Source organism: Aeromonas sp. EU05-FHT14A05, from assembly GCF_058791175.1.
The window spans coordinates 675443-693758 of the sequence record NZ_JBYTDH010000001.1 but is presented as its reverse complement, the minus strand read 5'-3'; the positions used below and the strand labels follow the sequence as shown (position 1 = coordinate 693758).

The window sequence follows — 18316 nt, the reverse complement described above, 5'->3', positions numbered from 1 at the left end:
ATGCATGCCCTGATGGATGAAACCCTCCGCGCCCTGACCGAACAGGTCGAGGCCTTCTGCCAACAAGTGATAGCACCGCGCGCCGCCGAGATTGACCAGAGCAACGCCTTCCCCCGCGATCTCTGGCCAAAGATGGGTGAGCTCGGACTGCACGGCATCACGGTGGCGGAAGAGTATGAGGGGGTGGGCCTCGGCTATCTGGCCCATGTGCTGGTGATGGAGCAGGTGAGCCGCGCCAGCGCCTCGGTCGGCCTCTCCTACGGCGCCCACTCCAACCTCTGCATCAACCAGATCCACCGCCACGGCACCCCTGATCAGAAGGCCCGCTATTTGCCTGATCTGGTCAGTGGCAGGCACGTGGGGGCGCTGGCCATGAGCGAGCCGGGAGCCGGCTCAGACGTGGTCAGCATGCGCCTCACCGCAGTGCGCGAGGGAGATCACTTCGTGCTGAACGGCAACAAGATGTGGATCACCAACGGCCCGGATGCGGACACCTTCGTCATCTATGCCAAGACGGATCCGGCCGCCGGGGCCAAGGGGATCTCCGCCTTCATCGTCGAGGCGGGCACCCCGGGATTCACCACGGCCCAGAAGCTCGACAAGCTCGGGATGCGCGGCTCCAGCACCTGCGAGCTGGTGTTCGACCACTGCGCCGTGCCGGCAGAGAACCTGCTCGGCGCCCTGCACGGCGGGGCCCGGGTGCTGATGAGTGGCCTCGATTACGAGCGGGTGGTGCTGGCCGCTGGCCCCCTTGGCATCATGCAGGCCTGCATGGACGTGGTGCTCCCCTATGTGCGCGAGCGCAAGCAGTTCGGTCAGGCCATCGGGGAGTTCCAGCTGGTGCAGGGCAAGCTCGCCGACATGTATACCCGCCTCGCCAGCAGCCGCGCCCTGGTCTATTCGGTGGCAAGCGCCTGCGACAAGGGCCACACCAGCCGCAAGGATTGCGCCGCCGCCATCCTCTTTGCCGCCGAGAACGCCACCCAGATGGCGCTCGATGCCATCCAGCTGCTCGGCGGCAACGGCTATATCAACGAATACCCCACGGGCCGCCTGCTGCGGGACGCCAAGCTCTACGAGATAGGGGCCGGCACCTCGGAGATCCGCCGCTGGCTCATCGGCCGCGAGCTGATGGGAGATAACGCATGATGCTGCTCCCTTTGTCACCTGCCATCGGCAACAACAACCAGATGGGAGAGAACCCATGAGCCAGATCCACTCCCGCCTGGATACCACCAGCGCCGAGTTTGCCGCCAATCGGGCCGCCATGCAGGCCCTGGTGGCCGATCTCGATGCCCGCCTCGCCGAGATAGCCCAGGGCGGCGGCGCGGCCAACAATGCCCGCCATCAGGGGCGCGGCAAGCTGCTGCCCCGGGAGCGCATCAATCGGCTGCTGGACCCGGGCTCCCCCTTCCTCGAGCTCTCGGCGCTGGCCGCCTGGCAGGTCTATGAGGAAGCTGTGCCCGCCGCCGGCATCATCACGGGGCTAGGCCAGATTGCGGGCCGGCTCTGCCTGCTGGTGGTGAACGACGCCACCGTCAAGGGGGGGACCTACTACCCGCTCACGGTGAAAAAGCACCTGCGGGCCCAGGCCATCGCCGAGCGGCTGCGCCTCCCCTGCCTCTATCTGGTGGATTCCGGCGGCGCCTTCCTCCCCATGCAGGACGAGGTGTTCCCCGACCGGGAGCACTTTGGCCGCATCTTCTACAACCAGGCCCGCATGTCGGCCCAGAACATCCCCCAGCTCGCCGTGGTGATGGGGCTGTGCACCGCAGGGGGCGCCTATGTGCCCGCCATGGCGGATGAATCCATCATGGTCAGGGAACAGGCCACCATCTTTCTGGCGGGCCCGCCCCTGGTCAAGGCGGCCACCGGCGAGGAGATCAGCGCCGAGGCCCTGGGGGGCGCCCTGGTGCACTGCGCCCACTCCGGGGTAGCAGACCACCTGGCCGAGGACGACGCCCATGCCCTGGCCATCGCCCGCACCCTGGTGAGCAATCTGGGGGAAAACCGCATGCCAGCCTCGGGCTTGCCTGGGTGCCACCCAAGCTACGGCTACGAGGAGCCCCTCTACCCCGTGGAGGAGCTCTACGGCCTGGTGGGCACCAGCCTCAAGCGCCCCTATGACGCCCGGGAGCTCATCGCCCGCCTGGTGGACGGCTCCGAGTTTGACGAGTTCAAGGCGCTGTTCGGCACCACGCTCGTCACCGGGTTTGCCCGCATCCAGGGCATGCCCGTGGGGATCCTCGCCAACAACGGCGTGCTCCACAGCGACAGCGCCCAGAAAGGGGCCCACTTCATCCAGCTGTGCAACAAGCGCGCCATTCCCCTGCTGTTCCTGCAGAACATCACCGGCTTTATGGTGGGCAGTGCCGCCGAGCGAGAAGGCATCGCCAAGCACGGCGCCAAGCTGGTCACCGCCGTCGCCTGCAGCCGGGTGCCCAAGCTCACCCTGATCGTCGGGGGCAGCTTCGGCGCCGGTAACTACGGCATGTGCGGCCGCGCCTATGAGCCCGACTTTCTGTTCAGCTGGCCGGGCAGCCGCATCTCCGTCATGGGGGGCGAGCAGGCGGCCAACGTGCTGGTGCAGGTACGCCGGGACAAGCTGGCGGCCGACGGCAAGACCCTGGGGGAGCAGGAGGCGGACGCCATCCGCGCCCCCGTCATCGCGCAGTATGAACGCCAGGGGCACCCCTACTACGCCAGCGCCAGGCTCTGGGATGACGGCGTCATCGATCCCGCCCAGAGTCGCACCGTGCTGGCCCTGGCACTGGCCGCCTGCCAGGGGGCCGCGACCGGCCCGGAACAGTACGGCATCTTCAGGATGTAAGGAGTTCGACATGTCCGATCCACTGTGCAATGACCCCCTGGCCGGCTGCCGGCTTGAGCGCCACGGTCCGCTGGTTGAGCTGGTGCTGGCACGCCCCGCCCGCCACAACGCCCTCGATGCCGATCTGATGCAGGAGCTGCTCGATTGCCTGGGGGATCTGGCCCATCGCCACGGCCAGCCCCTGGCCGAACGCCCCCATGTCCTGCTGCTGCGGGCAGAGGGCAGGCACTTTTGCGCTGGCGCCGATCTCAACTGGATGCGCAACCAGCTTCAGGGCGACTTCGATCCCGGCTCGTTTGAAAAGAACCGGGAGGATGCCCGGGTGCTGGCCAGGCTGATGCAAGCCCTGGACGAGCTGCCCTTCCCCACCGTGGCCCTGGTGCAGGGAGCGGCCTATGGCGGAGCGCTCGGCCTCCTCTGTGCCTGTGACATAGTGCTGGCCAGCGAGGACGCCCGCTTCTGCCTCTCAGAGGTGAGCCTGGGACTGGTGCCTGCGGTGATCAGCCCCTATGTGGTGCGCGCCATGGGGATGCGCCAGGCCCGCCGCTACATGCTGAGCGCCGAGCCCTTCGATGCCATCACCGCCTGCCGCCTCAACGTGGCGCACCGGCTCTGTGCGCCGGAGACGCTGCTCTTCGAAGGGCAGGCCTTGGGAATGCGTCTTTGCCGCAACGGCCCGGAGGCGATGAAGGAGACCAAGCGGCTGCTGGCTGCCATCGAGCACCAGCCCGGCCATCAACACGAAGAGATAACCGTCGAGACCATAGCCCGGGTACGGGTCGGACTCGAAGCCCAGGAGGGAATGCAGGCCTTCTTCGACAAGCGCCCCCCCAACTGGCGCCCCCGTTTCAAGGATGAGACATGACTCAATACCAGCCCATCAAACGCCTGCTGATCGCCAATAGAGGCGAGATCGCAGTGCGCATCATCCGGACCGCCCGCCGCCTCGGCATTCACACCATAGCCCTCTACTCGGACGCCGACGCCCGTGCCATGCACGTGCGGGAAGCCGACGAGGCCTGGCATCTGGGACCGGCCCCGGCGCGGGAGAGCTACCTCGACGCCGCCAGGGTGCTGACAATGGCCCGCGAGGCCGGGGCCGACGCCGTGCACCCCGGCTACGGTTTTCTGTCGGAGAACAGCGACTTTGCCAGCGCCTGTGCGCAACAGGGGCTGCGCTTTATCGGCCCGAGCGGCGCCGCCATCCTCGCCATGGGGGACAAATCCGGCGCCAAGGCACTGATGCAGGCGGCCGGCGTCCCCGTGCTGCCCGGCTATCACGGCGCGGATCAGACGCCGGCCTTGTTGCGTGATCAGGCGCACCAGGTCGGCTTTCCGCTTCTTATCAAGGCCGCCAGCGGCGGCGGCGGCAAGGGGATGCGCCGGGTCGAGCAGATAGACGAGTTTGACGCCGCCCTGGCGGCGGTGAAACGGGAAGCCCTGGCCGCCTTCGGGGATGACAGGGTGCTGCTCGAGCGCTACCTCCCCCGGGCCCGCCATGTAGAGGTGCAGATCTTCGCCGATACCCTGGGCAACGCCATCTACCTGGGGGACAGGGACTGCTCCTTGCAGCGCCGCCACCAGAAGGTGATCGAAGAGGCCCCCGCCCCCAACATAGCCCCGGCGCTTCGCCGCGCCATGGGCGAGGCCGCCGTGGCCGCCGCCCGGGCCATCGACTATGTGGGGGCCGGCACCATAGAGTTTCTGCTGTGCGAGGATGAGTTCTTCTTCATGGAGATGAACACCCGGCTGCAGGTGGAGCACCCGGTCACCGAGGCCGTCACCGGCCAGGATCTGGTGGCCTGGCAGCTGGCGGTCGCCGAGGGCCAGCCGCTGCCGCTCAGCCAGGAGGAGGTGGTGCTGGGCGGCCATGCGGTGGAGGCGCGCCTCTACGCCGAGGACGTCGGCGCAGGCTTCTTGCCCGCCAGCGGCCCCATCCAGTGGCTCCACTGGCCACAGGGGGTACGCATCGACACCGGGGTCGCCGCCGGCGATGAGGTGAGCCCCTATTACGATCCCATGATCGCCAAGCTGATCGCCCACGGTCAGAGCCGCGCCGAGGCCTTCGCCAGGCTGGCCGATGCCCTGGCGGCCCTGAGTCTAGGCCCCCTGGTGCACAACGGCCCGCTGCTGCTGCGCCTGTGCGAGGAGCCGGAGGTGCTGGCCATGGCGCACCACACCCAGTGGCCCATTCCGACCGACTCGCTGGCCATACCGGACCTCGCCTGGCCGCTGGCCACCCTCTGGCTCGCCAGTCGCACCGGCCCCTCCCCCTGGCAGCAGGCCCCCGGTTTTCGGCTGGGCGAGAGCAGGTGCCTGACGGCGGCGGTGCGGATCGGCGAGGAGGCCCGGGTGCTGACCCTGGCCGAGCGCGCCGGTCTGCTCACATGGCAGGGGGAAACCTGCCCCTGTGAGCTCGGCACTGATTTTGTCCGCCTGCAGCGGGCGGGCCGCTGGGTGCGCTGCCCCGTCACCCCGGCGGCAGAGGGCGCCTTCGTGCTGCAACTGGATGGCAGGCGCATTCCCTTCGCCGCCGATGATCGGCGCCACAGGCCGCATCATGATCACGACGGGGCCCAGGGCGCCGTGGCCCCCATGCACGGCATCGTGGTAGCGCTGCTGGTCGAGGTCGGGCAACCCGTCGGCAAGGGGCAGCCCCTGCTGGTACTGGAGGCGATGAAGATGGAACACGTCTTGAAAGCAGACAAGGAGGGGGTGATCACCGCCCTCTCCTGCCACCAGGGGGAGCAGGTATGCCAGGGCGCCGTGCTGGTGCACTTTGCCGACCCGAACGCAGAGAACGCCGAGGGAGGTGCAGCATGAGCAAGGAGCATGGCACCCCCGTCGACAGGGTCAGCCTGGTGGAGGTGGGGCCCCGGGATGGGCTGCAGAACGAACCCCGCCTGTTGTCGTTGGCGCAGCGGCTGACATTGATCAACCGTCTCGCCGAGAGCGGCCTGCAACGGATCGAGGTGGGGGCCTTCGTCTCCCCGAAGCGAGTGCCACAGATGGCGGACTCCGCCGAACTGTTCAAGGCGCTGCCCCGCAAGGGCGCGACCCGCTACGGCGCCCTGGTGCCCAATTTGCAGGGCTTGCAGGCCGCAATCCATGCCAGGGTCGACGAGATTGGCCTCTTCACCGCCTGCTCAGACGGCTTCACCCGCGCCAACATCGGCATCGCCGTCGAAGAGTCACTGATCCGCTTCGCCCCTCTGGTGACGGAGGCACGCCGCCTCGGCATCAAGGTGCGGGGTTACCTCTCCACCGTCATCGCCTGCCCCTATGACGGCCCGACCCGCCCGAAACGGGTCGCCGCCCTGGCCGAGCGGCTGCTGGATCTCGGCTGCCACGAGATCTCCCTCGGCGACACCATAGGGACAGGCACCCCGGGCACCGTAGCCCCCATGCTGGATGCGGTGCTGCACGAAGTGCCGGCCGGCCGGCTCGCGGTGCACTTTCACGACACCTATGGCCAGGGGCTGGCCAACCTGCTGCCGGCGCTCGAGCGCGGCATCCGCACCATAGACTGCTCGGTAGCGGGGCTGGGTGGCTGCCCCTATGCCCCCGGGGCCTCCGGCAACGTCGCCTCGGAGGAGGTGGTCTATCTGCTGCACGGCCTTGGCATGAGCACGGGGGTGAACCTCGACAGGCTGGCCGCCACCGGTCAGTGGGTGAGCGAGCAGCTCGGCCGCCCCAACGGCTCGCGGGTCGGGCAGGCGCTCCACGCCAGGGCCAGAGAGCTGCAGCCTGGACTCGATGAGATAGCACAAGGAGAGTGCCATGACCCCTGAAAGCGCCCCCGCCGGGGAGAAGAGCGGCAGCATGTCGTCATGTCTGGAGGTTGACCCATGCAGGATCAGGCCATGAGAGGCGGCAGTTTCTGCGGCAAGGAGAGAACCTACAGCATCTCCGAGCTGGCCCAGGAGTTCGACATCACCCCGCGCACCATCCGCTACTACGAGGACGAGGGGCTGATCACCCCGGCCCGGGAGGGGCAGACCCGCATCTACAGCCACAAGGACAGGATCCGCCTGAAACTGACCCTGCGTGGCAAGCGGCTCGGCTTCAGCCTGGCGGAGATCCGCGAGCTGTTCGACATGTATGACACCGACCGCTCGAGCCGGATGCAGCTGCACTCCATGATCCAGCTCATCGAGGTGCGGCGCCACTCCCTGCGCCAGCAGCTCGAAGACATCCAGATGGTGATGGCCGAGCTCGATGCCGCCGAGCAGCGCTGCATCCACTCCCTCGGCGGCTTGAAGACAGACGCGGATTGACGGGCGCTGGGGGCCGCTCGCCCCCGAAGCAAGCCATGGCCCTGACAAGGATCCCCTGCTCTCAAGGCCTGTCGCCGCACACCCCGCTGGCCTGCGCCGCCCACCCGAGTCGGCGCTAAAGGCTGCCGACGGCTCAATCCCCCCGTCCCGAACAGCAAGAAGGCCGCTCGGCCAAAAAGAGTCCCGACCTGGCGCGGGAGGCCGAGCCTTGCTCGATAATTCAGCTAACCCGGACAGAGTAAGGCGCAGCCCGAGAGCCATACCATGATCGAACGGCGATTAATTGCTACCATGTGCGCATCCAATGGAGACCATCATGCTCAAGCCTCTGCCCGCTCGCCTGTTGCGTTACGCCCTCTATCTTGTCGCGCTCTTGCTCATCTGCGTCACCATCTTGCTCTGGCAAGCCCCCAACCTCATCCAGCGCCACCTGCCGGGCTGGCTCGCCACCCATTATGGGCTGCAGCTCACCCTGGGAAAGATAGAGGTCGGGTTGCGCTCCCCCTCCCTCGTGCTGGGGCCCAGCGCCCTGCTCGATGAGCGGCAGCAGCCACTGGTGTCGTTCGAAGAGCTGAAGGTCATTCCCGCCTTGAAAGCGAGCTGGCGCCAGAGAGCACTGGTGCTGGAGGAGGTGACCCTGACCACCCCCAGGGTGAGCCTGGTGCGCCTGGCGGATAACAAGGGAGAGGCCAGTTTCAACCTGACCGAGGCCCTGACCCCCCTGCTCGACGCCCTGCAGAGCAGGGAACCGGCGCCATCCACCGGCGAGCCCCTGGTGGTAAGCATCGGCAAGCTGGCCCTGGTCCAGGGGCAATTCCACTACCGCGATAGCCGCAAGCAGCGCAGCCCGGGCTGGCTGCCGCCTCTCACCCTCGGCAAGATAGCCCTGCAGCTACCCGATTTTTCCAGCACGCCGTCGGCCCTCAACCGCTATCGGTTGAGTGCGACCCTCAATGAGAAGAGCCCCCTCAAGGCCGACGGTGAATTCAACATCCTGACACGGGCCGGCAAGGGGCAGCTCAGCCTCGGCAAGGTTGCCCTCGCCCCCTTCTCCCCGCTCTGGGCCCCCTATGTCAAGGCCACACTGGCCAGGGGCGAGGCCAGCGCCGAGCTGGCGTACCGGCTCACGTCCGGCAAGCAGGGGCTGGCATGGCAGATCGCCAAGGGCAGGCTGACCCTGGTCAACTGGCAGCTCAAGAGGGCAAAGGGCGGCGAATTTGCCCGCTTCAACCAGCTGGCCCTGACCGGGATCCGGGTCGATGGCAGCAAGCAGAGCCTCGAACTCGGCACCCTCACCCTCAAGGGCCCCGCCGTCACCGCCGTGCTCGATGAGAAGCAGCAACTGGACCTGGCCGCGCTGCTGATCTCGCCGCCCGGCGCCACAGCGGCGACCAAACAGCCGACAGCGAGCAAGCCCTGGCGCTGGCAGCTCAAAGAGACCCGCATCAGCCAGGGGGCGCTCAAGCTGACCGAGTCCAGCAGCGGCAAGCCCCTGCTGCGGGAGCTCTCGGGATTGGAGCTCACCCTGGGGCCCCTCGGCAGCCAGCCCGGCCAGAGTAGCCCCCTCACCCTGACCGGCACACTCCCTCCCCAGGCGACATTGGCCTTTGATGGCACCCTGGGTCTTGGCCCCTTCGCCCTGAACGGCACCCTCAAGCAGCAGGGCCTGCCGCTCACCCTGGCCCAGCCCTACCTGCAGGATCTGCTGCGCATCAGCGTGCGGGACGGCCGGCTCGCCAGCCGCACCAAGCTGGACCTTGCCACCGATGACAAGGGGGCCCTCAGCAAGCTGGCGCTGAGCGGCGGGCTCGACATCGAGGGGCTCAACGTGCTGGATCGGGCCGACAACCAGCGACTGCTGCAGATAGAGAAGCTGCAACTGAGCGGACTGCACTATGACGGCATCAGCCAGCAGCTGAAGATAGCCGACATCCTGCTGAGCAAGCCCTTCGCCCGCATCGAGATCAATGAGGAGGGCGTCACCAACGTCCAGCAGTTGCTGCTGCCGCAACCGGCCAGCAAGCAGAGCGCGCCCGCCCCGCACATCCTCATCGATCAGGTCCGCACCACCCAGGGCAACCTGCGTTTCGCCGATCGCAGCCTGAGCCCGGAGTTCGTGGTGGACATCGCCTCCCTCGCGGGCCAGAGCCGCCACATCACCAATGTCCCGGGGCAGCGCTCCGAGCTCGACTTCAACGGCAAGGTGGACAGATACGCCCCGGTGACCATCAAGGGGGGCGCCAACCTGCTGATCGAGGATCCCGTGCTCGACGTCGCCGTGGCCTTCAACAACCTGGAGCTCACCACCTTCACCCCCTACTCCAGCACCTATGCCGGCTACGCCATCGACAAGGGACAGCTCTCCATGAAGCTCAACTACAAGTTGCAGGGCAACCGGCTGGAGGGGGACAACGACATCACCATCAAGAAGCTGCAACTCGGCGAGAAGGTCAAAAGCGAGCAGGCCAGGGATCTGCCCCTCGGGCTCGCCATCGCGCTGCTGAGCGACGCCAGCGGCGTCATCAAGATGAACCTCAAGGTGAAAGGCAACCTGGATCAGCCGGATTTCAGCCTGGGCAACATCTTCTGGGATGTGCTCGGCAACACCTTGAGCAAGGCCATCACCTCCCCCTTCTCCCTGCTGGCGTCCCTGACAGGGGGCACCAAGGATCTCGATGAGCTCCCCTTCCTGCCCGGCGATCCCGCCCTCACCCCGAGCCAGCAGAGCAAGCTGACCACCCTGGCTCAGGCACTGAAAGAGAGGCCCAGGCTCAGCATGAACATCCGCGGCAAGGTCAACTTCAACGAGGAGCGCCCCATCCTGCAGCGCCAGAAGCTGGAGCGGGTGCTGGCCAAGATCACCGGCAACCCGGTGGATCTCGCCCTGCTGGAGCAGGATCCCGCCCTGCAGGGTGCCCTGGCCGAGGCCTATGAGGCCAAGTTCAGCGAAAACTTCGGCACCCTGGCCGATCGCCTGGCGCTCCCGGCCCAGAGCCCGGCCCTGCGCACCCAGGCGGTGATCCTGCTGCGGGACCAGCAGCTGATCACCGCCAAGTCCCTGCGCAACCTCGCCATGCGCCGGGCCCAGAACACCAAGGAGTACCTGGTCGATACCCAGGGCATCACGCCGGATCGCCTGTTCGTGCTCGACAGCCAGGTCAAGGAGAGCGACAAGGAGGCCAAGGTGGTCCTCACCCTGGACAACTGAGCCGCGATGATGGCCCCGGGAAGGGGGGATTTCCCCCCTCTGGCTCGCGCCCTCAGCCCCTCTTTCTGCTCCCTTCTCTGCTCGCCTCTTTGCTTGCTTCCTTGCGAACCGCAGGCCCCTGGCCCTGCACCATCCCTTGTGACCAGACACCAGCCCAGGGAGGGTGGAAAATCCGGCGCTCCCACCCAGGCCAGCACCTCCGTGAACCTGCGCTTCCCCTCAGGCCGGTTGGCGGCTGATATGCGCGCCGTCCTTGTAGCCGTGCTTCCTGAAGGTGGCTTCCCGGCTTCGCTGGCCGATCTCCTGGCTCGGGCCCAGCACCACGCCCCTGCCTGGCGTCGGGGCTGTGCCGTCAATCAGCAGAGGGTTCCAGTTGATCAAGTGGTGCTGAACACCTCTTGTCTGATGGCATATGAGATGAATTTTCAACCCGACATCGCTTGTTCCAGCGCGCGGTGGGCCCGCAACCCGGTCATAGCCGCAGACGCGCCTTTCGTTGCCCGCTTTCATTTCGGGTGCCTTTCATACAAAAAAGCAACATTGAAAACGTTATCTATTCACCTGTCGTCTACCTGAATGGCACGAATGGTTGGTCACTTAAAATTTCCTGTCATTTTTTTACCATTTAGCCTCCTCACCCCCTTGCTCAGGGCCGAGAGCCTGCCTAAAATCGCGCGTCTTTTATCAACCCCCACCTCTATTTTTGGAGAACGCCACGTGAGCGAAAAATTGGCCAACCCTGCCCCTCTGGGTCTGATGGGTTTCGGTATGACCACCATTCTGCTGAACATCCATAACGCAGGTTTCTTCCCCATCAGCGCCATGATCCTGGCCATGGGCCTGTGCTATGGCGGTCTGGCCCAGATCATCGCCGGCATCATGGAGTTCAAGCGTGGCAACACCTTCGGTGTCACCGCCTTCATCTCCTACGGCACCTTCTGGTGGAGCCTGGTGTTCCTGCTGGTGATGCCGACCATGGGTCTGGCCGAAGCCACTCCCCACGCCTACATGGGCTGGTACCTGCTGATGTGGGGCATGTTCACCCTCTTCATGCTGGTTGGCACCGTCAACTTCCCGCGGGTGAAGCAGTTCGTGTTCGCCTCCCTGACCGTGCTCTTCTTCCTGCTGGCCGCCCGTGACTTCACCGGCAGCACCCTGATCGGCACCATCGCCGGTTTCGAAGGGATCATCTGCGGCGCCAGCGCCATCTACCTGGCCATGGCCACCGTGATCAACGAGCAGTTCGGCCGTACCGTGCTGCCCATCGGCGATCACAAGAAAGCCGCCGCAGTCCAGCTCAAGGCTGCCGCATAATCTGCCGCGCTCTGGCGCTCGCGCCCATGCAAAAGGCACCCTCGGGTGCCTTTTGTTTTTCTGTCGCCGAGGCATAGAGCCCGTCAGCTGTGCAGCTCGCCATCCCCTGCCAGCCATCGGGTGGCCGGGAAGCGGGCGGCAGGCTGCTGACCATAGAAGCGGGCGAGCTGCTCGTAGACGGCGGGATAGACGGCCCTCAGACGCAGGGGCTCGGTGAAGAAGCTCTCGCTGCACACCGCGAAGAACTCGGCGGGATGGGTGGCGGCATAGGGGTCTATCTGGGTCACCTCTCCCCTGGCCAGCGCGGCATTCATCTCATCGAACGCGTCCTGCAGCGCCTGGGTCCATTGCCGCTGATCCATGCCGCTCGGGAGCGGTGGCCCGCCGTCTGCATCCCCCCCCAGCATGTCGAGCTTGTGCGCCAGCTCGTGGATCACCAGGTTGAAACCATCCCAGTCCCCATCCTGCTGCAACTCGCTCCAGGCCAGCACCAGGGGTCCCTGGGGCCAGGACTCGCCGGCGTTCTCCTCTTCAAACTCGCTCACCAGCCCAAACTCGTCCTGCACCTCCTGGCGGCGGGTAACGGGTTCGGGGATGATGATCACCTCATGAAAGCCGCGATACCACTCCAGCCCAAGATGCAGTATGGGCAGCACAGCCTGCAGGGCCAGCACTCCCTGCTGACGGGGGGTGAGCTCGACCCCGATCTGGGTCAGCGTCTTGCGGGAGAGGAAGTGGCGGGCCAGTTCGATCAGCTGCTGCTCTTCATCGTGGGAGAAGCCCTGCAAGATGGGCACGGCCGCCAGGGCCTGCTGCCACTCCAGCGCCTCGGGGACATGACGCTCCCCGGGGGATGCAAGACCGAATACCGCTTTCAACCTGGACCAGAACACACAGACTCCTCATGCCACATCAGAATAATTTCACGAACCGTTTCGGCCGCTCGCCATACCCTTGCGCCAGGTAGAAACGGTGAGCCCCCTCGCGCTTGAGGCTGCTGGAGAGCTCCAGCTGACTGCACCCCAAGGCCTGCGCCCGCGCCTCGGCCGCCGCCAGCAGCAGGGCACCCACGCCGCCGCCCCTTGCACCTTCATCGATAACCAGCGCCGAGATCAGGCCCCAGGCTGGTGCAAGGTGCATGGGTTGCAGCCGATGCCATACCAGCACCCCGACCATCTCCCCATGATGGAGGGCCACCAGCACCTCCCGGGCGGGATCCGGCTCGGCCAGCCGCCCGTCCACCTCCTCCCCCGGGGTCGGATAGCCCAGCTGGGCGAACAGCGTCGACAACAGGGCGCCATCCCCCCGCTCCGCGAGACGAATGGTGCAGTCATTTTCTCTCATTGTCACTCCTGGCCTCCTATTTGCACTATGCCCTGCGGGCCCCTGGCTCTGGAAAAGATGCACTTGATGGGTAAGTTCCGAATCTTGTCCAGTTCCACGCACCATTTGTTAATGTCAATTCACAAATTAACAAAGTGACAACACTTTTCACTAGGAAGGGCCGATACAAACCGATATGTTAAAACCCGCGGACTAACCAGTCGAAAGTCCCGCACAATACTGAGTGACCCTCTTGGTCACCACATATTTCAATGTTAAGGGAGCGAGGCACAGACCTCGCCAAGACAGCGCAACAAAGGAGTTGTTGTACATGAATGAGATCGTCAATGCCATCAATGGCGTGATTTGGAGCCCAGCGCTCATCTACCTGTGCCTGGGGGTGGGCCTCTACTTCTCCCTGCGCAGCCGTTTCCTGCAACTGCGCCACATCAAGGAGATGGTGCGCCTGATGTTTGATGGCAAGAGCACGGATGCGGGCGTCTCCTCCTTCCAGGCACTGGCCATGACCCTGGCCGGCCGGGTCGGTACCGGCAACATCGCCGGCGTCGCCACCGCCATCACCTTCGGGGGCCCGGGCGCCCTGTTCTGGATGTGGATGGTCGCCTTCCTCGGCGCCAGCTCCGCCTTCGTGGAGTCCACCCTGGGCCAGGTCTACAAGGAGAAGATCAACGGCGAGTACCGCGGCGGCCCGGCCTTCTACATCGAGAAAGGGCTCGGCATGAAGTGGTACGCCTGGACCTTCGCCATCGCCACCATCTTCGCCTGCGGCGTGCTGCTGCCTGGGGTGCAAGCGAACTCCATCGGCTCCAGCCTGCAGACCGCCTTTGACATCGATCCCAACGTCACCGCCGCCGGTCTGGCGCTGCTGCTCGGCTTCATCATCTTCGGCGGCGTGAAACGCATCGCCAGCTTCGCCAGTACTGTGGTGCCCTTCATGGCGCTCGGCTACATCATCGTCGCCTGCGTCATCATCGCCCTCAACATCGGCCAGCTGCCTGGCGTGATCCTGCTGATCTGGAAGAGCGCCTTCGGGATGGAAGCCGGTTTCGGTGCCATTCTGGGCCTGGCCATCATGTGGGGCGTCAAGCGTGGCGTCTACTCCAACGAAGCGGCACAGGGCACGGGCCCCCACGCCTCCTCCGCCGCCGCGGTGAGCCACCCTGCCAAACAGGGCCTGGTGCAGGCGTTCTCCGTCTACATCGACACCCTGTTCGTCTGCTCCGCCACCGGCTTTATGCTGCTGATCACCGGCCTGTACAACGTACAGGGTCCGGACGGTGCCGCCATCTATACCGGCATCGCCGGCATCGCGGCCGGCCCCGGTTATGTGCAGACCGCCATGGAGAGCATGATGCCAGGCTTTGGCAACTACTTCGTCGCCATAGCGCTGTTCTTCTTCGCGTTCACCACCATAGTGGCCTACTACTACATCGCCGAGACCAACATCGCCTACATCAACCGCAAGATAAACCGCCCCTGGCTCACCTTCCTGCTGAAGCTGGCCCTGATGGCCTCCACCGTCTATGGCACCGTCAAGACCGCCGAGCTGGCCTGGGGTCTGGGTGACATCGGGGTCGGCCTGATGGCCTGGCTCAACATCGGTGCCATACTGCTGCTGCAAAAGCCCGCCTTCGCCTGCCTGAAGGACTATGAGGCCCAAAAGGCCCTGGGGCTGGATCCCGTATTCCACCCGGAGAAACTCGGCATCAAGAACGCCGACTACTGGACGGGCCGTCGCTCCGAGCAAAACCTGGAGCAGGAACAATCTGGTCACCCGTTCGAGCCGGATGCGGATTCCGTTGCCAAGTGATCAGACGGCACAATGCAAAATGGCAGCTTCGGCTGCCATTTTCATTTGGTGCTCTCCTGAGGGCGCGGCGGCTTAGAGCGCGTTGCGGCGTGGTCCGAACGGCAGGCGCCAGCGAAACAGGCTGTTGAGGGTTGCCCGCCACTGGTTGGGGCGCCCCAGGATCTGCTTCTGCAGCCGGGTCTCCTCTTTTAGCATCAGCTCGTCGCTGCGGGCCCAGGCCTGATGGTAGAGCTGCTTGATCCCCGCCAGTGCATCCGGCGACTTGGTGATCAAGGTCCTGGCGAACTCCCGCGCCGCGTCGAGGGGATCCTCGCAGACCCGGCTCACCAGCCCGAGCGCCCGTGCCTCCTGGGCATCCAGCTCGCGGCCGCTCATGGCCAGCTCCATGGCGGTGTCCACCCCCATCAGATTGCGCAGGGTGACACTGCCGCTCATGTCGGGGATGATGCCCCACTTGATCTCCATCACCGAGAAGCGGCAATCCGGGGTGCTGAAGCGAAAATCGGCCCCGAGTGCTATCTGCAGACCGCCGCCGAAACAGACCCCCTGGGTCACGGCGATCACAGGCACCGGCAACTGGTGCCAGCCATAGGCGACCCGCTGGGCCAGGTTGGTCGCCTCATCCGCCTCGCGCCTCAAGATCTCCAGGGCAGCCACCGGCTGCCTCAGCATGGATTTCACATCCAGCCCGGCGCAGAACGCCCGCCCCTCGCCGTGCAGGATCACCGCCCGCAGCCCCTTGTGCTGCGCGAGCTGCGTCAGCGTCTCGTCGATGGCGCCGAACATGGCCCTGTCCAGGGCATTGAGCTTGTCCCCCCGGGTCAGCATCACCTCGGCGATGCCGTCCCGGATCTCGCATCTGATCCTTGGCTTGTCCATTTCCTTCCTCTTCCTTGTGCCGACACTGGTCATACCACAACGTTACCAGAGTGTTATCGGCAGGTACAGGGAGGCCAGCCCGGCTCTGCGACTAAAGTCGGCTGGCCCCGCCCTGGCCCCTTTGCCAGACTGGCCCCATGCCCACAGGCCGAGAATTGTCATGTCACTCCTGTTCGATTTTGCCCGTCCGCCCTTTGACTGCCTGGGCGAGGCGGCCCGTGAACGACTCGGCCAGCGCCTCAGCATCTGCTACTTCCGCGCCGGCCAGACGGTGCAACAGCCGGGGGATGAGCCCGCCGGCCTCTACCTCGTCATCAAGGGCGCGGTGGAGGAGTCGGCGCCCCACCAGCCCTTCGGCGACTATGGCGTGGGGGACATGTTCGACGTGCGCGCCCAGTTCGACGGCCGCTGCCGCCATCGCTTCAGCGCCCTGGAAGACACCCTCTGCCAGCTGATCCCCCGCGATACCTTCCAGGGGCTGTGCGACGCGCACCCTCCCTTCGCACACTATTTCACCGCGACCCTGGCCGAGCGTCAGCGAGAGCAGGAGCGCCGCGGCCAGCTCGGACAACAGAACCTGGCGGAATTTATCCTGACCCGCATCGACCCCGGCCACCTGCAGCCGCCCCTGCAGCTCGACAGCCAGACGACCCTGCTCGCCGCCAGCGAAGCCATGGCCAGCCGGGGCACCGACTGCCTGCTCTATCCCGCCGCCGACGGCAGCCTGAGCCTGGCCACCCGCAAGACCCTGCTCCACGCCCTGACCCTCAAGGGGCTGCCCCTGACGGCAACCCTGGCGGTGCTGACCCCGGCACCGCTGATCGGCCTGACGCAAGGCAGCTATCTGTTCGATGCCCTGCTGCTGATGACCCGTCACCGCATCAAGCGGCTGGTCATCTGGCAGGGGCAGGAGGTGGCGGGAGTGCTGCACCTGACCCAGGTGCTGGGGCTCTTCTCCGCCCACTCCCATGTGCTGACCCTGCGCATCGCCCGGGCGGACAGCCAGGGGGCCCTGGAGGCGGTGGCCCGGGAGCAGCAGCAACTCATCCGCACCCTGTTTGCCCAGGGGATCCATACCCTGTTTCTGATGAAGCTCATCGCCACCATCAACGAGCAGTTGATCGCCAAGGCCTTCGCCCTGGTGATCCCCCCCGAGGTGCAGGAGCAGGTGTGCCTGCTGATGCTGGGCTCTGAGGGGCGCGGCGAGCAGATCCAGAAGACCGATCAGGACAACGCCCTGATCCTGCCGGATGGCCTGCATTGGCCAGATCGGCAGGCCGATCTGGCCGCCTTCAGCGCCCTGCTCGCGCGCCTCGGCTACCCCCCCTGCCCGGGGAAGGTGATGGTCAGCAACCCGGAGTGGGTCAAGGGAGCCCGCCAGTGGCAGGATGAGATAGAGCAGGCCTGTGTGCGCGCCAGCGAGGCCGATCTGCTGTGGCTCGCCACCCTGGCCGATGCCCAGGCCATCATGGGGGATCGCCCTCTGCTCGCCCCCCTCGCCCGCCACCTGAGAAAGTGCCTGGCCGACCGGCCGGATCTGCTGGCGGAGATGGCCCGGGCGGCGGTCGCCTTTCACACCCCCCTCACCCTCTTTGGCCGGCTGGAGCAGGCCCCCGAGGGGCTGGATCTCAAGCGCGGCGGCCTCTTCCCCCTGGTACACGGCCTGCGGGTGCTGGCCCTGGAGGCAGAAGTGCTGGAGACCTCGACCCAGGGACGGATCGACGCCCTGGTGGCCGCGGGGCGCCTCAGCCCCGACTATGGCGCCAACCTGGCGGAAGCCTTCCGGCTGTTTGTGCGGCTGCGGCTGCGTAGCCAGCTCAAGGATGGCGACAGCCGGGTACAAGTTGGCGAACTCGCGCACGGGGAGAGGGATCTGCTGCGCCATGCCCTGCATCAGGTGAAAAAGTTCCAGCAGTGGCTCACCTTGCACTTTCGTCTTAGGCAATAGGCATGTGGCGCCGCTGGCAACGTCATTGGCTGGGTAGAGCCTTCCGGGACGGGGAGTTTGCCCCGCTCTTTGCGACGCCCCCCGAGGAGGAGTGGGTGGCGCTCGATTTCGAGACCACCAGCCTGGATCCCGCCAAGGCGGAGATCGTCTCAATCGGAGCGGTGCGCATCCAGGGCAACCGGGTGCTGATCGGCGAGGCCCTCAACATCAGGGTGCAACCACCGGCCAGCCTGAGCGCGCACTCCGTGGTGATCCACGGCCTGCGCCATCAGGATCTGCAGCAAGGAATGGCGCTGGAAGCCGCGCTGCGTCTGCTGCTGGCCTTCATCGGCCCCCGCGAACTGGTGGGCTACCACATCGCCTATGACTTGCGGATCCTCAATCTGGCCTGCCAGCGGCACTGGGGGCTCACCCTGCCCCAGCGTGGCATAGAGGTGAGCCGGCTCTATCACGACCAGCTCTTTCGGCGCTATCCCGATGCCGTCATCGACCTGCATCTGGCCGCCATCTGCCAGCATCTGGGGTTGCCGCCCCTGCCCCTTCACGACGCCCTGAGTGACGCCACCGCCGCCGCCCTCATCTTCCTGCGCCTGCATCAGGGCGGCCCGCTGGCTTATCCCAAAGTCTAATTGCCCGAAAATAACATTTAATTCACATTTTGCTTACATGAGCAGGTCTCCTGCTCGGTAGGGACACCCTTCAATCA

15 protein-coding genes are annotated in these 18316 nt (G+C 65.8%); 11 read left to right on the top strand and 4 right to left on the bottom strand.

Features of this window, described 5'->3' with window-relative positions; translation table 11 throughout:
- From AC3WR3_RS02945 to AC3WR3_RS02915, 7 genes are all read left to right on the top strand, one after another.
- Nucleotides 1–1149 (top strand): isovaleryl-CoA dehydrogenase, encoded by a 1149-nt coding sequence (locus tag AC3WR3_RS02945; protein WP_265437502.1) that lies wholly within the window; start codon nucleotides 1–3, stop codon nucleotides 1147–1149.
- 55 nt (nucleotides 1150–1204) lie between these two features.
- On the top strand, nucleotides 1205–2830 hold the full coding sequence (locus AC3WR3_RS02940) for a carboxyl transferase domain-containing protein (RefSeq protein WP_492291106.1): 1626 nt from the start codon (nucleotides 1205–1207) through the stop codon (nucleotides 2828–2830).
- 10 nt (nucleotides 2831–2840) lie between these two features.
- Nucleotides 2841–3695 carry an enoyl-CoA hydratase-related protein gene (locus AC3WR3_RS02935; RefSeq protein ID WP_492291105.1) on the top strand — a complete coding sequence of 285 codons (855 nt, stop codon included), beginning with the start codon at nucleotides 2841–2843 and terminating at the stop codon, nucleotides 3693–3695.
- Nucleotides 3692–5653, top strand: coding sequence for an acetyl/propionyl/methylcrotonyl-CoA carboxylase subunit alpha (locus AC3WR3_RS02930; protein ID WP_492291104.1), 1962 nt, complete (start codon nucleotides 3692–3694; stop codon nucleotides 5651–5653). Before AC3WR3_RS02935 ends, AC3WR3_RS02930 begins: the two co-directional genes overlap by 4 nt.
- Nucleotides 5650–6621 carry a hydroxymethylglutaryl-CoA lyase gene (locus AC3WR3_RS02925; RefSeq protein ID WP_492291103.1) on the top strand — a complete coding sequence of 324 codons (972 nt, stop codon included), beginning with the start codon at nucleotides 5650–5652 and terminating at the stop codon, nucleotides 6619–6621. Before AC3WR3_RS02930 ends, AC3WR3_RS02925 begins: the two co-directional genes overlap by 4 nt.
- A 72-nt stretch (nucleotides 6622–6693) precedes the next feature.
- On the top strand, nucleotides 6694–7107 hold the full coding sequence (locus AC3WR3_RS02920; RefSeq protein WP_492291102.1) for a MerR family transcriptional regulator: 414 nt from the start codon (nucleotides 6694–6696) through the stop codon (nucleotides 7105–7107).
- A gap of 304 nt (nucleotides 7108–7411) precedes the next feature.
- The gene (locus tag AC3WR3_RS02915) at nucleotides 7412–10315 is read left to right on the top strand and encodes a DUF748 domain-containing protein (protein WP_492291101.1); all 2904 of its coding nucleotides are present in this window, start codon (nucleotides 7412–7414) and stop codon (nucleotides 10313–10315) included.
- A 219-nt stretch (nucleotides 10316–10534) separates the two neighbouring features.
- Here AC3WR3_RS02915 and AC3WR3_RS02910 read toward each other — a convergent pair whose 3' ends face one another.
- Nucleotides 10535–10696, bottom strand: a complete 162-nt coding sequence (locus AC3WR3_RS02910) for a hypothetical protein (protein ID WP_492291100.1) — start codon at nucleotides 10694–10696, stop codon at nucleotides 10535–10537.
- Nucleotides 10697–11032: 336 nt separating this feature from the next.
- On the opposite strand from AC3WR3_RS02910, the gene AC3WR3_RS02905 reads away from it, so the two are divergent.
- Nucleotides 11033–11629, top strand: coding sequence for an acetate uptake transporter (locus AC3WR3_RS02905; protein ID WP_005315399.1), 597 nt, complete (start codon nucleotides 11033–11035; stop codon nucleotides 11627–11629).
- Between the two features lie 83 nt (nucleotides 11630–11712).
- On the opposite strand, the gene AC3WR3_RS02900 is transcribed toward AC3WR3_RS02905, so the two are convergent.
- Both AC3WR3_RS02900 and AC3WR3_RS02895 read right to left on the bottom strand, forming a co-directional pair.
- Nucleotides 11713–12522: a M90 family metallopeptidase gene (locus AC3WR3_RS02900; RefSeq protein ID WP_492291099.1), complete on the bottom strand. Its 810-nt coding sequence runs from the start codon at nucleotides 12520–12522 to the stop codon at nucleotides 11713–11715.
- 19 nt (nucleotides 12523–12541) lie between these two features.
- Entirely contained in the window at nucleotides 12542–12973 is a 432-nt protein-coding gene (locus AC3WR3_RS02895; RefSeq protein WP_202045416.1) for a GNAT family N-acetyltransferase, read from the bottom strand.
- A 310-nt stretch (nucleotides 12974–13283) separates the two neighbouring features.
- Between AC3WR3_RS02895 and AC3WR3_RS02890 the strand changes: the two genes are divergently transcribed.
- The gene (locus tag AC3WR3_RS02890) at nucleotides 13284–14783 is read left to right on the top strand and encodes an alanine/glycine:cation symporter family protein (protein WP_139439385.1); all 1500 of its coding nucleotides are present in this window, start codon (nucleotides 13284–13286) and stop codon (nucleotides 14781–14783) included.
- Nucleotides 14784–14855: 72 nt separating this feature from the next.
- On the opposite strand, the gene AC3WR3_RS02885 is transcribed toward AC3WR3_RS02890, so the two are convergent.
- The gene (locus tag AC3WR3_RS02885) at nucleotides 14856–15662 is read right to left on the bottom strand and encodes a crotonase/enoyl-CoA hydratase family protein (protein WP_202045414.1); all 807 of its coding nucleotides are present in this window, start codon (nucleotides 15660–15662) and stop codon (nucleotides 14856–14858) included.
- A 160-nt stretch (nucleotides 15663–15822) separates the two neighbouring features.
- Here AC3WR3_RS02885 and AC3WR3_RS02880 point away from each other — a divergent pair, with 160 nt between their 5' ends.
- Together AC3WR3_RS02880 and AC3WR3_RS02875 are read left to right on the top strand one after the other, a co-directional pair.
- Nucleotides 15823–17610 (top strand): putative nucleotidyltransferase substrate binding domain-containing protein, encoded by a 1788-nt coding sequence (locus AC3WR3_RS02880; protein ID WP_492291098.1) that lies wholly within the window; start codon nucleotides 15823–15825, stop codon nucleotides 17608–17610.
- 2 nt (nucleotides 17611–17612) lie between these two features.
- Entirely contained in the window at nucleotides 17613–18239 is a 627-nt protein-coding gene (locus AC3WR3_RS02875) for a 3'-5' exonuclease (RefSeq protein WP_492291097.1), read from the top strand.
- Nucleotides 18240–18316 lie beyond the last annotated feature (77 nt).

Excerpts from the sequence above, each read along its gene's own strand:
- AC3WR3_RS02930 (WP_492291104.1), top strand. The coding sequence starts at position 3,692 with ATGACTCAATACCAGCCCATCAAACGCCTGCTGATCGCCAATAGAGGC.
- AC3WR3_RS02940 (WP_492291106.1), top strand. The coding sequence starts at position 1,205 with ATGAGCCAGATCCACTCCCGCCTGGATACCACCAGCGCCGAGTTTGCC.
- AC3WR3_RS02890 (WP_139439385.1), top strand. The coding sequence starts at position 13,284 with ATGAATGAGATCGTCAATGCCATCAATGGCGTGATTTGGAGCCCAGCG.
- AC3WR3_RS02935 (WP_492291105.1), top strand. The coding sequence starts at position 2,841 with ATGTCCGATCCACTGTGCAATGACCCCCTGGCCGGCTGCCGGCTTGAG.
- AC3WR3_RS02875 (WP_492291097.1), top strand. The coding sequence starts at position 17,613 with ATGTGGCGCCGCTGGCAACGTCATTGGCTGGGTAGAGCCTTCCGGGAC.
- AC3WR3_RS02945 (WP_265437502.1), top strand. The coding sequence starts at position 1 with ATGCATGCCCTGATGGATGAAACCCTCCGCGCCCTGACCGAACAGGTC.
- AC3WR3_RS02920 (WP_492291102.1), top strand. The coding sequence starts at position 6,694 with ATGAGAGGCGGCAGTTTCTGCGGCAAGGAGAGAACCTACAGCATCTCC.
- AC3WR3_RS02895 (WP_202045416.1), bottom strand. The coding sequence starts at position 12,973 with ATGAGAGAAAATGACTGCACCATTCGTCTCGCGGAGCGGGGGGATGGC.
- AC3WR3_RS02925 (WP_492291103.1), top strand. The coding sequence starts at position 5,650 with ATGAGCAAGGAGCATGGCACCCCCGTCGACAGGGTCAGCCTGGTGGAG.
- AC3WR3_RS02915 (WP_492291101.1), top strand. The coding sequence starts at position 7,412 with ATGGAGACCATCATGCTCAAGCCTCTGCCCGCTCGCCTGTTGCGTTAC.
- AC3WR3_RS02880 (WP_492291098.1), top strand. The coding sequence starts at position 15,823 with ATGTCACTCCTGTTCGATTTTGCCCGTCCGCCCTTTGACTGCCTGGGC.
- AC3WR3_RS02885 (WP_202045414.1), bottom strand. The coding sequence starts at position 15,662 with ATGGACAAGCCAAGGATCAGATGCGAGATCCGGGACGGCATCGCCGAG.